Source organism: Faecalimicrobium sp. JNUCC 81 (assembly GCF_053667625.1).
Window position 1 is genome coordinate 59,600 of sequence record NZ_JBSJXY010000002.1, and the last position, 14,253, is coordinate 73,852.

At 22.2% G+C, this 14,253-nt stretch carries 22 protein-coding genes and 1 riboswitch; of the genes, 8 read left to right on the forward strand and 14 right to left on the reverse strand.

The window, feature by feature from the left end:
• Positions 1-27: 27 nt before the first annotated feature.
• Positions 28-111: riboswitch (cyclic di-GMP riboswitch) on the reverse strand.
• Between the two features lie 902 nt (positions 112-1,013).
• Together JNUCC81_RS19265 and JNUCC81_RS19270 are read left to right on the forward strand one after the other, a co-directional pair.
• Positions 1,014-1,265 (forward strand): hypothetical protein, encoded by a 252-nt coding sequence (locus tag JNUCC81_RS19265; protein WP_454096436.1) that lies wholly within the window; start codon positions 1,014-1,016, stop codon positions 1,263-1,265.
• An 86-nt stretch (positions 1,266-1,351) separates the two neighbouring features.
• Complete coding sequence (locus JNUCC81_RS19270) at positions 1,352-1,621, forward strand: TIGR04104 family putative zinc finger protein (protein ID WP_454096437.1); 270 nt, start codon at positions 1,352-1,354, stop codon at positions 1,619-1,621.
• Positions 1,622-2,503: 882 nt separating this feature from the next.
• Here the strand turns inward: JNUCC81_RS19270 and JNUCC81_RS19275 are convergent.
• Together JNUCC81_RS19275 and JNUCC81_RS19280 are read right to left on the reverse strand one after the other, a co-directional pair.
• Entirely contained in the window at positions 2,504-2,938 is a 435-nt protein-coding gene (locus JNUCC81_RS19275; protein WP_454096438.1) for an HTH domain-containing protein, read from the reverse strand.
• Between the two features lie 161 nt (positions 2,939-3,099).
• Positions 3,100-3,732 carry a DUF975 family protein gene (locus JNUCC81_RS19280; RefSeq protein WP_454096439.1) on the reverse strand — a complete coding sequence of 211 codons (633 nt, stop codon included), beginning with the start codon at positions 3,730-3,732 and terminating at the stop codon, positions 3,100-3,102.
• A gap of 436 nt (positions 3,733-4,168) precedes the next feature.
• Between JNUCC81_RS19280 and JNUCC81_RS19285 the strand changes: the two genes are divergently transcribed.
• Both JNUCC81_RS19285 and JNUCC81_RS19290 read left to right on the forward strand, forming a co-directional pair.
• Complete coding sequence (locus JNUCC81_RS19285) at positions 4,169-4,480, forward strand: hypothetical protein (protein ID WP_454096440.1); 312 nt, start codon at positions 4,169-4,171, stop codon at positions 4,478-4,480.
• A 42-nt stretch (positions 4,481-4,522) separates the two neighbouring features.
• Positions 4,523-4,846 carry a DUF3784 domain-containing protein gene (locus tag JNUCC81_RS19290; RefSeq protein WP_454096441.1) on the forward strand — a complete coding sequence of 108 codons (324 nt, stop codon included), beginning with the start codon at positions 4,523-4,525 and terminating at the stop codon, positions 4,844-4,846.
• Positions 4,847-4,984: 138 nt separating this feature from the next.
• Here the strand turns inward: JNUCC81_RS19290 and JNUCC81_RS19295 are convergent, their stop codons facing one another.
• The 6 genes from JNUCC81_RS19295 to JNUCC81_RS19320 form a co-directional block, all read right to left on the reverse strand.
• Positions 4,985-5,311: a TIGR04104 family putative zinc finger protein gene (locus JNUCC81_RS19295; protein ID WP_454096442.1), complete on the reverse strand. Its 327-nt coding sequence runs from the start codon at positions 5,309-5,311 to the stop codon at positions 4,985-4,987.
• Positions 5,312-5,357: 46 nt separating this feature from the next.
• Entirely contained in the window at positions 5,358-5,789 is a 432-nt protein-coding gene (locus JNUCC81_RS19300; RefSeq protein ID WP_454096443.1) for a hypothetical protein, read from the reverse strand.
• Between the two features lie 32 nt (positions 5,790-5,821).
• Positions 5,822-6,055: a hypothetical protein gene (locus tag JNUCC81_RS19305; RefSeq protein WP_454096444.1), complete on the reverse strand. Its 234-nt coding sequence runs from the start codon at positions 6,053-6,055 to the stop codon at positions 5,822-5,824.
• 172 nt (positions 6,056-6,227) lie between these two features.
• Complete coding sequence (locus tag JNUCC81_RS19310; RefSeq protein WP_454096445.1) at positions 6,228-6,740, reverse strand: SF0329 family protein; 513 nt, start codon at positions 6,738-6,740, stop codon at positions 6,228-6,230.
• 365 nt (positions 6,741-7,105) lie between these two features.
• Positions 7,106-7,390: a hypothetical protein gene (locus JNUCC81_RS19315; RefSeq protein WP_454096446.1), complete on the reverse strand. Its 285-nt coding sequence runs from the start codon at positions 7,388-7,390 to the stop codon at positions 7,106-7,108.
• A complete protein-coding gene (locus JNUCC81_RS19320) occupies positions 7,335-7,559 on the reverse strand; it encodes a hypothetical protein (RefSeq protein WP_454096447.1) in 225 nt (74 codons plus the stop codon). Before JNUCC81_RS19320 ends, JNUCC81_RS19315 begins: the two co-directional genes overlap by 56 nt.
• A 238-nt stretch (positions 7,560-7,797) precedes the next feature.
• Here JNUCC81_RS19320 and JNUCC81_RS19325 point away from each other — a divergent pair, with 238 nt between their 5' ends.
• A complete protein-coding gene (locus JNUCC81_RS19325; protein ID WP_454096448.1) occupies positions 7,798-8,097 on the forward strand; it encodes a TIGR04104 family putative zinc finger protein in 300 nt (99 codons plus the stop codon).
• 238 nt (positions 8,098-8,335) lie between these two features.
• Here the strand turns inward: JNUCC81_RS19325 and JNUCC81_RS19330 are convergent, their stop codons facing one another.
• From JNUCC81_RS19330 to JNUCC81_RS19350, 5 genes are all read right to left on the reverse strand, one after another.
• Positions 8,336-8,755: a hypothetical protein gene (locus JNUCC81_RS19330; protein WP_454096449.1), complete on the reverse strand. Its 420-nt coding sequence runs from the start codon at positions 8,753-8,755 to the stop codon at positions 8,336-8,338.
• Between the two features lie 403 nt (positions 8,756-9,158).
• Positions 9,159-9,347, reverse strand: coding sequence for a hypothetical protein (locus JNUCC81_RS19335; protein ID WP_454096450.1), 189 nt, complete (start codon positions 9,345-9,347; stop codon positions 9,159-9,161).
• A 24-nt stretch (positions 9,348-9,371) separates the two neighbouring features.
• Positions 9,372-10,283: a hypothetical protein gene (locus JNUCC81_RS19340; protein ID WP_454096451.1), complete on the reverse strand. Its 912-nt coding sequence runs from the start codon at positions 10,281-10,283 to the stop codon at positions 9,372-9,374.
• Positions 10,284-10,502: 219 nt separating this feature from the next.
• On the reverse strand, positions 10,503-11,105 hold the full coding sequence (locus tag JNUCC81_RS19345; RefSeq protein WP_454096452.1) for an immunity protein Imm33 domain-containing protein: 603 nt from the start codon (positions 11,103-11,105) through the stop codon (positions 10,503-10,505).
• 334 nt (positions 11,106-11,439) lie between these two features.
• Positions 11,440-11,580, reverse strand: a complete 141-nt coding sequence (locus JNUCC81_RS19350; RefSeq protein ID WP_454096453.1) for a hypothetical protein — start codon at positions 11,578-11,580, stop codon at positions 11,440-11,442.
• Positions 11,581-11,915: 335 nt separating this feature from the next.
• Between JNUCC81_RS19350 and JNUCC81_RS19355 the strand changes: the two genes are divergently transcribed.
• Together JNUCC81_RS19355 and JNUCC81_RS19360 are read left to right on the forward strand one after the other, a co-directional pair.
• Entirely contained in the window at positions 11,916-12,080 is a 165-nt protein-coding gene (locus JNUCC81_RS19355; protein WP_454096454.1) for a hypothetical protein, read from the forward strand.
• Between the two features lie 567 nt (positions 12,081-12,647).
• Positions 12,648-12,917 carry a CPCC family cysteine-rich protein gene (locus tag JNUCC81_RS19360; protein ID WP_454096455.1) on the forward strand — a complete coding sequence of 90 codons (270 nt, stop codon included), beginning with the start codon at positions 12,648-12,650 and terminating at the stop codon, positions 12,915-12,917.
• A 28-nt stretch (positions 12,918-12,945) separates the two neighbouring features.
• Here JNUCC81_RS19360 and JNUCC81_RS19365 read toward each other — a convergent pair whose 3' ends face one another.
• Positions 12,946-13,734 carry a hypothetical protein gene (locus tag JNUCC81_RS19365; protein ID WP_454096456.1) on the reverse strand — a complete coding sequence of 263 codons (789 nt, stop codon included), beginning with the start codon at positions 13,732-13,734 and terminating at the stop codon, positions 12,946-12,948.
• A gap of 219 nt (positions 13,735-13,953) precedes the next feature.
• On the opposite strand from JNUCC81_RS19365, the gene JNUCC81_RS19370 reads away from it, so the two are divergent.
• Positions 13,954-14,076 carry a hypothetical protein gene (locus JNUCC81_RS19370; protein ID WP_454096457.1) on the forward strand — a complete coding sequence of 41 codons (123 nt, stop codon included), beginning with the start codon at positions 13,954-13,956 and terminating at the stop codon, positions 14,074-14,076.
• The last annotated feature ends 177 nt before the right edge of the window (positions 14,077-14,253 follow it).

Genomic DNA, 14,253 nt, shown 5'->3' on the forward strand with positions numbered 1-14,253 from the left:
TTATTTTTAATAAGTACGATAAGATAATTTTTACATAGCCGGTTTCACCACTAACTCCATGTATTCTAGGTGACCACATACAGAATACATCTCAAAGTATCTATTATTTAAATTTGGATGCTAATATGTGTTAGTTTAAATTAAATTCTATTATCGTAAAATTGGATAGATAAATTCTTCGATACAAACTCCCTCCCCCTATTTCCTTATTTCTACAAATAACAATGTAATTTATAAGATGTTTAAATTTAATTTATCATTTGAAGTTTTATATTTTCTATCTTTTTACTAAATATCGATTATTTAAATTGTTATATTATTAGCAACAAAGGTTTGACTTTGTATTTATTTAGATATATAACTTAAGCTTATATTTATAATACTTACATTAATATCAAATATATATCACTGAGTTTAATAGAAAAAAATATATTTTTTGTCAAATAATATATTTTCTTATCATAATATATCATTTTAAAGTAAAATGTTATAAAATGAAATGAAATAATATGTAAATACTGATAAATTTATACATTTTCTATCTATATATTGTTTTACCTTGTATCTTTTTTAAATATAAATTAGTGTATTTAGTTTAAAGACAGTAGTTAGTAAAGAAAAGTTCAAATTTAAAAGAAAAATAAACTAAGTTATATATAATTTGAAAGAAATTGGTATGGATATATTCGAAAATAATTTAGTATATTTTTTATGAAAGTTATAACTTTAATATATAAAATATATTATCTATGTCATTATATTAGTATATGGAAAATAGAAGATCAGAATAGTAGAAGATGCAGGGTGCGGCTGAGATGCTAGCGTATGGAACAGGAGTTATTATCGATGCCTCATTATAGACTTTCTACTTGATATAGCGGCACCACTTATTATTATAGTTATAAGCATAGTACTTATTATTTGTTAAGATAAGAGAAAAAATAAAAGAAAAGAAAAAATGAATACTTTGATGAATATAAAAAATTTATAATTAAAATTAGGAGGATATTTGTATGGAAAATAAAAATATTAAAACTAATCTATTTATAATAGGATTAATTTTAATATTAGTATCTCCTTTGTTTGGCTATACGTTGGGAGAAATTGCTATTAAATTAATAGGTGGAACAATGGATACTTCTACATATGAGTGGATTATCGAATCTACAACAGCAAATATTAGAATAATAGGATCAATATTATCTGTAATAGGAGGATTTAGTTCATTATTTTATCAATATTTTCTAAATAATAAAAATGATTAAATTTAAGAATAAAAAATTCAACTATTACTTAAATTTTACTTTATATAATACTTATATTTAAAATAAAGTTAAGCGGAGGAAATTTTATGAAAAACTGTACTGAATGTAATTATAAATTTACACTTAGTGATAGATTAAAAGGTTCATTTTTTAGTAAATTAAAATGTAAAAATTGCAATGCATTATATAAAGAAAAGAATACTATTTATTCACTGATATATTATAGTTCAATTGTACTTATATTTTTTATAGTGCGAGGTAGAGTAGGTTTAGAAAATCCAACTTTAAATTTTATTTTGTATATGATAATAGCAGTTCCAATAGTACTTTTATTTAACTTTATACCTCATAAATGACAAAGATATAAAAAAATTAATTGATAAAAAAGTGTCTACAAATCAAAATTTTCTTTAACAATTCTTAAAATTTCACTTTAAAGGACAGTTAGGTATTTTTAATAAAGTTAAAGCCATTAGAATCTAAATAAATGGATTCTAATGGCTTTTTTACTAGATATATTTAAATAAGTTTATATATATTTCTTAAATAATAATTTTTTAAATTATTGTTTGTTATAATTTCTATAATATACACATTTATAAAAGGGGTTGAAAAATAAAATGTTTAATACAAAAAAATTGATATTTTTTTTACTAATTGTAAGTGTTCTAGGTATCTTTTTACCTTGGTTTTTCTTTGATAAAAACGTAGATTATACTAATGGAATTTTATGGTTTTTTAGCTCACCAATTATGGTCATTAGTTTTATTGCATCATTAATTCTATTACGACTAAAAAATAATTCTATGTTATTAAGATTATTTACTCTTATATCTTTGACATTAATACCTATTAATTGTCTTTACTTATTTTTAACATGGCATATACTTACAATAACAGGTAAATTAGATATAGTCATAAGTTTTAGAACAGCTCATTATGGTTTTTATATAACTTTTATTAGTTCACTTATTGCTACTATTTTATATTTTTTTAACTATGCTACCAAAATAAAGACTAATTAATATTAAAAATTCACTTTAGAGGACAATTAGATGTTTTTAATAAAGTTAAAGCCCTTAGAATCCGAATAAATGGATTCTAAGGGCTTTTTTACTAGTTATCTTTAAATTTTACTTTAAAGTATAGTTAGTATTAAAAATAAAATCAAAGCATTTAAAATCCAAAATAAATGGATTCTAAGGGTTTTGATTTTATTTTTAAATGTGTTTTAAGAATTAATTAAATTTTGGCTCTATTTTCTTAAATATCATTAATAAAGACATAACAGTTGAGCTAAGATTATACTTAACATCTATAGAAATCTCTTTATCATTAATAAAATCTACAAGTAATTGTTCATCTACATTAGCAAATTTAGCAATTGATTTGGTTGTTAACTTATATCCATCTATTAAAATATACAAATAAGTTCTTAACTTAAAATCAGGTTTATTTAAACTGATTTGCTCCAACATTAAAATCTGTGTTGTAAATAAATTAAATTTATCAAAATCTGAAAATAGATCCTTTTCAGATTCTTTATAATTTTTTATTACCTCAATATCTACATTCAATAAATTAGATAATAATTCTGAACTCATGCCATGTTCATTTACTAGTTTATCTAATAAATTTTGGATATAAATATTATCTATTTTTGTTACTTCCATTTAATACACCCCTTCACCTTTAGATTTCGTATTTTTATTAATTAAAATTCAAATAAGTTGATTTTAATAGATATTTTAATCCTACTCTTGAAATACGTTTTTTAAGAATAGTTCTTCTTATATATTTGGAACTAATCACCAATGAACATAGTTATACATTTTTAATATTCATCAAGATATTTATTTTCATTTATTTCTTTTAACTTCACATAAAAATTGCCTAATGTAACCTCGTAATATGGAACATACCATAAAAACCCTATTCCAAAGGTAATTAAAGAAACTATAGCCCATCCTATAAAACTCAAATGTAATATGAATAACTCTGATTTAAATCCATTCATAAGTTCACAACTTTCTATTAAACATTCCATTATACTTATTTTAGGATTCTCCACTAAAATAAAGTATATCTGCGAAAACATAAGCAACCATATTATCCCTGGAATTATTAGTAACATCATCCCTATAATAGCACCAAATCCTATTATAAAATTTATAACCATCGATTTAATAAAAATCTTTATACTAGTAAACCCATAAAATAAATCTTTAAAGCTTGCACTTGATCTGTCTTCTATAAAATTCAGTATAAATTTACTAAATCCTAACTGAAATGGTCCAGATATTATAATAAATACGATATTTACTACATTTATATTTTGTTCTAAAGCATAATCGAAGTTTTTTAATTCGGAAATTATTGTATATGTTAAACAAATTAATATTACTCTCCACCAATTATCTTTTAACTGCCTTAGTGTATTTTCTTTTAATTCAGCCCTACAAATCATAAATTAACTCCTTAATAAGTATTTTTAATTTAAACTTTTTATATAAGCAAAAAGAAAGACATACCATTTACTTATAAATATCTATTAGTGATATAAATTAAATACTTCAATGTCTTTTTACAATTTTAAACAATCAGTATTTATTATTTTCCACATACTTATATAATGCCATAGATAGTATGTATTGTGTCTTTAAACCCAAACACCTTTTTATATAAAACTAATTAAGAAAAAAGTGTCTATAAATCAATTTATTCTTTATACGTGACCATCTATTAAATTTACTTTTAAATGACAAGAAATATTTTTTAATGAAAACTTACTTTTATTCTGTAACTTATGTAAATATCTCCGTAATTCAATCACTATTATTATGTATTCTTTTGAAAAATAGTATAATTTACTTATATTATTTTTATTAAGGAGGGTTATAAATATGCTAGAAAGTATAATAATTTTAATCGTAGGTATTTTAGGTCTTGTGTCAGGATGGATGATTAGAAAATATAAACTCGGTAGCCTTATATGTTGGGTGAATTTAAAAAAATATGATAATGATAAAGTTGCAGATATCATGAGTTCTCATATAATGATGCTCGGAATATGCTTAATATCAATCGCTGGTATAAACTACGTATTAGAAAATAATTATCAATATATTATTGTAATTACAATGATATTACTTGGTGTTGCAACTGAATTAGGTGTATACTATAGAATTTATAAATATGCAAAATTAGAAGATTAAATTGTTCAATAAAATTTATTAAATCTAAGGGGGGAATTTAACTTGTATTTAGGTTCTTTAACAATGGCTATCATATTTTTTATAGTAGCGTTTATATTTTTGATATTTAAAAATAAAGCATGGTTTTTAATAGGTGGATATAACTGTATACCTAAAGAGCAGAGAAAAAACTATAATGAATCAAAACTTATTAAAGATTTCAGAACTACTTTTTTTAAATGTGGCATAATATGGCTATTTGGAGGAATTGGTTGTATCCTGATTTCTGATTGGTGTTTTTTGGTTTCTTTTATAATTTTTGGGATATATTTTTCAAAAAATACTAGTTTAAGTTATAAAATATTTGATAAGTATAAAATAAACTAGCCTTAAAATTTGCATTTAGAGAATAGTTTTTCATAAAAAAGAGTGTCTCTGTTGAAATTACTATATTTCTCTAAATACACTCTTTTTTATTTTTTCATTTATTATGAAACTTTATTTATATTTGTATTAATTGCATTTTTATGTATTTTTATTTATTTTATTAAAATTAAAATCTTGTTCATAGAATAATAGAAATGGTGTTATAACATGTAACATTAAATTCAGTATTATAAACATAATAAAGTTTAACCAAGTACCAAAATTAAAAAACTCTATAAATATATTTATTAATATAAAACCTACTAATAAATAATAAATAAAAACATACAACTCATTATTTTTTTTTATTTTATATTCTGATCCACAAGACTTACACCTAAAATTATCAAATCTATACTTTGACCAAATACTGTACTTTTCCCATATGCTATAATGTTTCCCACATATTTTACAATCTTTAATCATAAATAAAAACCTTCCTTTAATATAAAACATCTATCTTTAATTTATATTATTCTAAATATAGTGTATAATAATCATCTTCCTCATCCTTAACTTTAAATTTAGAATGTTTATTCTCTATTTTTTTATTTTTTATGTATTTATCAAAATCATATTTTATATCTATATTTACCATTTCTACAATCTTATTATTTTTTATAAATACTATCGTATTTATGTCATCTCTAGTATTAATTGAATTATCTATATTTACATCCTTAAATTTAGAATTTATATCTGAATATGGATGAAAAATCATCATAGTATCCCAATCAAAGTTTGCTACTTTAGAAAAATCTAATTCTTTTTTTGACTCTATTTCAAAGATAATTTTTTTATTTAATTCTTCATTAGAAACTATCTTAGTATTAATCTTTATAAAGAAAAATAAAATCATTATTATAAATGTAAAACCTACAAGTAACATCAATCTTTTCTTCATATTTTCTCCTCTTTATTATTTATATTTTACCTTTATTTTTGATAATTTGTATTTCTCCTTTTATAAAATTTATTAAAAATAGATTCTAAGTCACTTAAATCATCAAAGTATTCTTCAAAATATCCACAATCACAACATATATATTTTGTAGCAATAGCCGTTTTAAAAGCATTTATATTTACACCATTACTAAGATTTACTATTTTATTTTTACAACTAACAATTTTTTCAGAATTACATTTCATGCATTGATTCGTTTTCTTCATAGTCAATAACTCCTTTTTAATTATAATTTTCAATGTTATTTTTTATCTCATTCATAGATATAGAATTATCAAATGTTCTAATCAATGAAACTTTATTTATTAAACTTTTTTAATTCTATATAAATTAATTATTTGTTTACTTTCACTTTATCTATGTTTGTATTGATTTCATTTATTCTACATTTTTCTTTAATATCATATTGTCTGATTCAATTCTTATATTATAAAATTTCTTTACTAAATCATTCTCTTTTTCTATATTTTCATATATATTTTTTAGTCTCCTTTTTCCTAATCTTTTGTCTAACATTGCTAATGCTCTAACTAATATATTTTCTGATTTCATAGCATCTTCTATTGATATATTTAAATATATATTTATTGCTTCATAAAAATCAAATTCACTAAAGTATCCATTTTCATTTACAATCTTATATCCCTCTGAATCTCTTTTTATATAGTCTTCAAAGCTTTCATTATCTAATCTAAAGCCGACTACATGAAAATGCTCTCTATCTAAAACGATTGTTGCCATACTACATATTTCGTCTTTATTTAAAGTTATAACAGCTCTTCCTAAAGAGTCATGTGACTTTCTATATTTAATAATATTAAAATCTATTCTCTCTCTTAACGAATCACACAAATTATTTTTTAGAATTTGTTTTTGTTTGCTCCAAATCAAGATCAATTCACCCCTATGCATTATTCTTATACTCATATAATGCCATAGATAATATATCTTGCATCTTATAATTTAAACTTTCTTTGAGAAATTTAATAAACCCTTTACTTTTATAAAAAATTATCTTAATAAATAAAAAAGATTCTATAAATCAATATTTAAAATACAAATATATTAAATATAAAAAAGTAAGTATTAAAATCAAAATAAATTCAATTGGTACAAAAATCATTAGTTCCATATTGTTAATCATATAGTTTCCTCACATTTATAAAATATTAATATATGCATCTATCAAAAAAATAGCCAATTCATCTCATGTCTAAAGACGCGAGTGTTCTCGGCTAGTTAATAAAATGTAAACCTTATTTTTTAATCATATCAAAAAAATTATCATCTAATTTTTTCTCAAATAATTTATATCTTTCAAATACTATTGAATTATTGGAAATAGATATATATTTATTTCCTTGTATAAAGATGGAATAAATCTCTTCATTTGAATATTTATCATATAAAGAAATTGTAAATACAGGTAATGAATCAATTTCCTTATATTCTTTATTACTTGGTTTAGCCTTTATTAATTTATAATTAGATAATTGGTTGACTATTAAATTTGTCTTTATTAATTTCGAAGCTTTCTTCAATTGATGTTTTAGGCTCTGCATATATAACTTTTATTTTATTTGATTTATTAATTATTTCATCATTTAAATTAGAAATAGAATTAAAACTATATGGAATTTTTATAAGTGGAAAAATAAAATATATCAATAATATCAATAAAATATATATTAATTTTTGCTTGAATTTCATAATGCCCCCCTGATTAGATAATATTTAAATATATTATACATCTATAGTTGAAGATTTACTCAAAAAAAGAAAGTGAGTGATATATCTAAAATATTCAAACAAGGTTGTATGTCACATTGTATAAAACTATACTCTTATTTTGTAAAATTGAAATTTGAATATTTTTTAGATAATTACTTTGTAAAAATATATAACCTGTATAATAATAATAAAGTTATATTAGGAGGTATAGATATATATGAAAAACTGTATAGAGTGTAATCATGAATTTACATACCTTGATAGATTAAAAACTATTTTTAGTTTTAATTTATCCTTGAAGTGTCCGAAATGTAATTCATTATATGAGAAGGAGAATAATTTATGCAGGGGGGGATATTATGTTTTGATTATTTTTTTAGGTATGTTTATATATGATTATATTGATATCGATAATTTTATATTAGAAACTTTGATTTATATTATTATTGCTATTTTAGCGATATTATTATTTGATATATTCCCTCATAAATGGAATAAATATATAAAAATTAAATAATAAACAATAAAAATAACTATATTTAATATTATTAAATATAGTTATTTTTATTGTTTATTATTTTTTTATTTGTTAATTGATTTACTACTTTTTTTACAAATGGTGATAAAAAAGCGTCTATAAATCAACTAATTTAGCAAATGAATTTAAAAATCATTTTATTAATACTAAAAAATCAAAGTTATGGTTAGATAATTTTATAGAAAAAAATAAGGCTTAATTTAATCCTTATTTTTTTCTACATCCCATTAACTCTATTCATATTTTTTATATTTCCTATTGTTCTATTTTTAAAACGAGAAATTGATATAGGATTATTTAAATCTCCATTTTGAACTGCTACAATGTATTCTGCAAAATACATATCTATTAATTTGTATTTTGGATGTTTTTCCAATTTTTCATCTTTATTTTCTGGTTCGAGTTCTTGTCTTATTATATAATCAAAATATTCTTGAGTTCCAAATTTAATATTTATATTGTTTTCATCTAAATATTTTTGAAAAATTTCTTCTATTTCTCCCATTGTTATATCATCTTCTGAAGATTTAATAGTTTTATTTTCTTTTAAATTATTATTTGTATTACTATAATACAAATATACTAATGAAAAACTTAATATAACTAAAATCATTGAGTATATATATTTTTTTTTCAATATATTTTAACATCTCCTCTCATGATTATTATAATAAAGTCATTAGAAATTTAATTTATATTTGTATTAATTGCATTTTTTATGTATTTTATTAAAATTAAAATCTTGTTCATAGAATAATAGAAATGGTGTTATAACATGTAACATTAAATTCAATATTATAAGCATAATAAAGTTTAACCAAGTACCAAAATTAAAAAATTAAAACATACAACTCGTTATTTTTTTAATTTTATATTCTGATCCACAAGACTTACACCTAAAATTATCAAATCTATACTTTGACCAAATACTGTACTTTTCCCATATGCTATAATGTTTCCCACATATTTTACAATCTTTAATCACAAATAAAAACCTTCCTTTATAAATAACTTAAAAAAAATAAGGCTTAATTTAAGCCTTATTTTTTTTTAATACTATCTAGTATTAAATATCCCCAAAAAGATATTATTCCTGATAGAAATAATACTGCATTAGTACATGCATTAACATATGTCATTTCAGCAATACTTGTACCTACTCCTGAAAATAAATTTGATAATATATACCCTATCAAAATTGTAAAAATACCACATACAAAAAATTTCATTTTATCACCTTATATTTATTTAAATTATCTATAACAAATTATAGGATTTGGTCCTATAGATTGAACATTTTTGCTAAATCCAATACTTACTCCTGCTGGAAATGAAACACCTGGAGAAAAAGTTACTGTAGAATGTCCATATTTTACTCCAACTCCAACTTGAGTTATATTAGCCTTTTTATGTAAATACGCTTTACCAGATCCTGATCTAGCAAAAGATAAACCATTGTTTCCTAATGTTTTGAATTTAAAAGATGCACCTGTATTTCCAGAACCATCTAATGATGCTAGTATTTTTCTAGATGAACTTGCTCCTGAATTAGATATATCTGAATAAGAAACTGTTAAATATGAATTATTATGAAAATACATAAATTCACCGTTAGATACTGCCATTATATCTGTACCTCTAAAACTTGGAACTCCATTCCATTTAAATGAATAGTTTACAACTAGATTTGTAGCTTTATTAGTCTTGTCATAATAAAAACTTCCTTTACTTCTAGATACTGAACAATTAGCACTTGCTTTAATCATTTGCTCTTCAGAACCATCAAAGTTTCTAATTATATCTATTTGACTATTATTATATCCTAAAGATTTTAATTGTTCATTTTGTAAATCATTTAAATCTTTTATATTTCGCTTAAAGTTATCTTTGTATTGTTTTATTGAATCTATATCATTATTATTATACCCTAAAGATTTTAATTCTCGTTTTGTTTTTTCACTCAGCTCTTTTAATTTTATATATTCATTTACAGTTTCAGTTTCTTCATTTTCTACTATATTCTCGCTATTTTTAAAAACAATTTCACTTGGTGCTACACTTAAATTATTTTTTTCTTGTGCATTAGCTGATATTGAAAGTGAAGAAATTACTATTCCTATCATCAATGCCATAGCAACTTTTTTATTTATCTTTTTTAAAAACATAATATTCCTCCTTTAAATCATTTTATATTAAAATAATATCAGGAAAACGTTTTTATAAAAAGTCTTTAATTGTAGAAATATGTATGATAAGATATTTATAAGCGAGCTTATATGGAATATTTTTCCATATAAGCCTAACTATTACTTAAATTTCACTTTAGAGGATAGTTAGTATTTTAAATAAGTTTTGTATAAAGCTATATTTATGAATAACATATATTAATTTTTCAAAATATCTATATCATTTTCATTTAAAATAGCCTCTAAATTATCTTTATCATAAACAACCATGTATTCTTTTGGTAAAGTTAATACTTTAAGGATACATGGTCTAATTTTTAAAATTTGATAAGCATAATATGCTTCTAGTTCTTTTGATTCTTCCGTATTATTAACTGCTCCTATAAACCATCCAGAATCCCTTTCATCGCACTTATCTCTTCTCTCTAAATAAATATCATTTAAATTCAATACACCTTTACTACATACAATTTTACCTTTAAATGAAATCATCTCTCCTTCTATATTTAGTTTATTTAAAAGTTGCATTTGCTCCATATGTATTTTCAATGCTATTGTTAAATCATCTGTTTTATCTATAATCGGATTTTTATTATAATCTGGAGCTAAAATAATAAAACCTTCCTCTATTTTTCTCAAAGTAAATATATTCCATCCTATTTGGATATTAAAATTATCTCTAAATTCATTTAACTCCATATTTTTTATTAGATTAAATAGCATTGTAACTTGTTCTTTTAAATAACTTTCTACTCTTGCTATAAATCCGATATTATTGATGTTCATTTTTATTTGTATCATCTAATTTTTATCTCCTTTTTAATTATTCCAACAATTATAACAAAGTTTAACTTTAACTATCTATTTTTATAACTCCCCCTTAAATTTGCATTTAGGGAACAGTTAAAAATAAAAAAGAGTGGACATATTGGAATTACTACATTCCTTTACATTCACTCTTTTTTGATTTTTAGGTTTTCCATGAAACTTTATTTATTAAATCTTAGCTATTATTTAATTTATTAATTATTATACTACTTTTACTTTACTTATATTTGAATTACTTGTATTTTTTCTATATTTCACTTTAATCTTTTTATTTTCATAGTGTATTTTTTATTAGTTATGCTTAACACTAATTAATAAAAAATCTAACAACAATATTACCAAATTGGTATCCTAGAGACCAAATAGTATTAATTATAGAAGGGAGAAGTGCTAGTATAAAAATAACTAATAGTATATTCTTAGTATTTTGTAATAAAATCTTATTCATAAACAAAACCTCCTTATAAATATTTTTAGTTAACTTCTTTACCTGGTTATCCAAATATCTAATATTTTTCTAATTCATATCACTGCAATTTATTTTTAAATTTTTCTAACATACTACTTTAATTTAATCTAAAAAAATATTTAATACAAAATCTAAATATTTTTGGATTCTCTATACTTAAGATATATTGACCATATATTTAATATATTATCAGAAAATTTTGTGAAAATATAGTCTTTTTTCAGGAAAACATTTTTATATTATTATAAAATTATAACTAAAATACATGACTATATTAAAGCTGATAAAGTCTACAAATAATTAAATATGAAAAAGTGTCTATAAATCAATTACTAAAAATAAGAGGTGATATATTGGGATATTTAGAAATAATATTATCATCAATAGTAAAAGCAATCTTAGTTTTAGGAATTATAATATCAATGAGTATAATAATAGCATTTTTATGGTACTTAGAATTAACTAGGTGCTTTTTTTAATGATATAAAGTTAGATGTAGAGGATTTTATTTTTTTTGATACTCATTAAAAATTATTTTTTTAAATTTATGTTTTTACAGGATAGTTAACAAGGTATAATAGTATCTATAAGTTATTACAAAGAAAAATAGTGTTCTTGGAATAATTATTCAACCATTTTACTAAGAAATATAAAGATGAAATGGGATTGTAATTTAATTCTCTCTAAGAGGGGCTGGAGTAATGGGTAGATTAGAATTTAACCAATTAAATCTACAAAAACAATTATAATATTATAGAATTAAAATAGGTGTCATAACTTTATAGTTATGGCACTTTTATTTATATCGGTTCAGATAATATATTAAAAAGTATCAAAACTTAGGAAAATTGTTGTTCAAAAAACAACATATTCTGTAGGTAAGAAAAGTATTTTAATTAATACTTTTCTTACCTATACTTTAAAGTAAAATACTCGGGCTAGTTAAAATAAATCGATAAATATTTTATAATTTTATCCCAAATTTCAAGATTCATATGTATAATAAAAATATAAATGATAACTTTCTTAAAAAGGAGAAAACATATATGAATAAATATACATGCCCGTGTTGTGGATATATTACATTACCAAATAGAGGAGATTATTATATATGCCCTTTATGTATCTGGGAAGATGATCAATCTCAATTTGAGCACCCTAATTTAGGAGGCGGAGCTAATGAAAATTCATTGATAGAGGCACAGATAAATTTCATAAATTTTGGAGTAAGTGATATACGTTTTAAATATATGGCAGGAAATAAAAATGAATTTAAGAAAGATCCTAAATTTAAGATAAAAAAAGAAGGGTTGTAGTTACAACCCTTCTTTTTTTATCTTAAATTTAATTTTTATGTAAAATTCCAGGTTGATCATTAAAATATGCTTGTCCTCTGCTTGGCTTAAAGTAAGTTTTACTTCTACCATATGCGTCATAAGAACCGAATGTATTAGTAGTCGGATGATATACTCTAATAGTTTCAGTTTTATTATCTACTTTATACTGATACCCCTTACTTGTTCTTTTACCCCAAAGTTGATTTGCTCTTTTAGAATATTCCATTTCATCGTAAGACATATTAAATTCAGCTCTATGTTTAGCTGTATGATATGCTAAAGACCTAATATCTTTCCATCTATAAGGATTATTTATTCTCTCTCTAGTTGCACTCCTTTGATAATTTTTCCCACCTGCGACAACTGAAATAGTTCCTCTAATTCTTTCAAATCCATATTTTAAGGGATCATATTTTTTACCTAAGCTTTTACTAGCTCCAGGTGAAATGCTTACACCTGAATAAGTATTTGTTCTCACTCCGACCCAATTTTTACTTTCATTATATCTGTCTATACTTAATTTTATAGATGCGTTTGTTAATTTGTAGCTACTTCTATTCTTAACTATAACTTCTGTATAATCACCACTCCTTTTTTCTTCAAAAACTACATGATTTAATAAGTTATAAGAAGATATATCACTTTCATTGATATTTTTACCATCTATCACAAGGACAAAATTTTCATTTTCATTAACCAATGCCCTTGCATTAGAATTAACACTATCAGCCATTGCTAGACTAAAACTACTAATAAATAAAAAGGTTGAAATTATTAAACTATAAATTTTTTTCATCTCTCACAATCCTTTCTTGTTAAAATTATTTTATATTAAAATCATATCAGGAAAACGTTTTTATAAAAAGTCTTTAATTGTAGAAATATGTATGATAATATATTTATAAGCGGGTTTAAAATGGTAAAAAATACCACTATATAGGAGTTGATTAAACGAATCGCCCTAACTGTAAATCTAATTTAAACCATTCACAACTCAATAAATAACGGAGGGAATATGGAATTAACATTAAAACCATACGATGGAATCGGAAATATAAAAATAGGTATGATAAGAGAGGATATTTCTAATATATTAAATATATTACCTGAAACTTTTATAAGAGAGTTTAAATGGTAAAAAATCCCACAATATAGGAGTTGATTAAATGAATTGTCCTAACTGTAAATCCCATTTAAATAATTCACAAAAAATATTACTAACATTTAAGTCCGTGAAATGTAGCAACTGTAATAAAGTTTTAAAATTTTCTGTAAAAACTAAATTAGCTGCTGGTATTCCTATTTTAATCTCTAC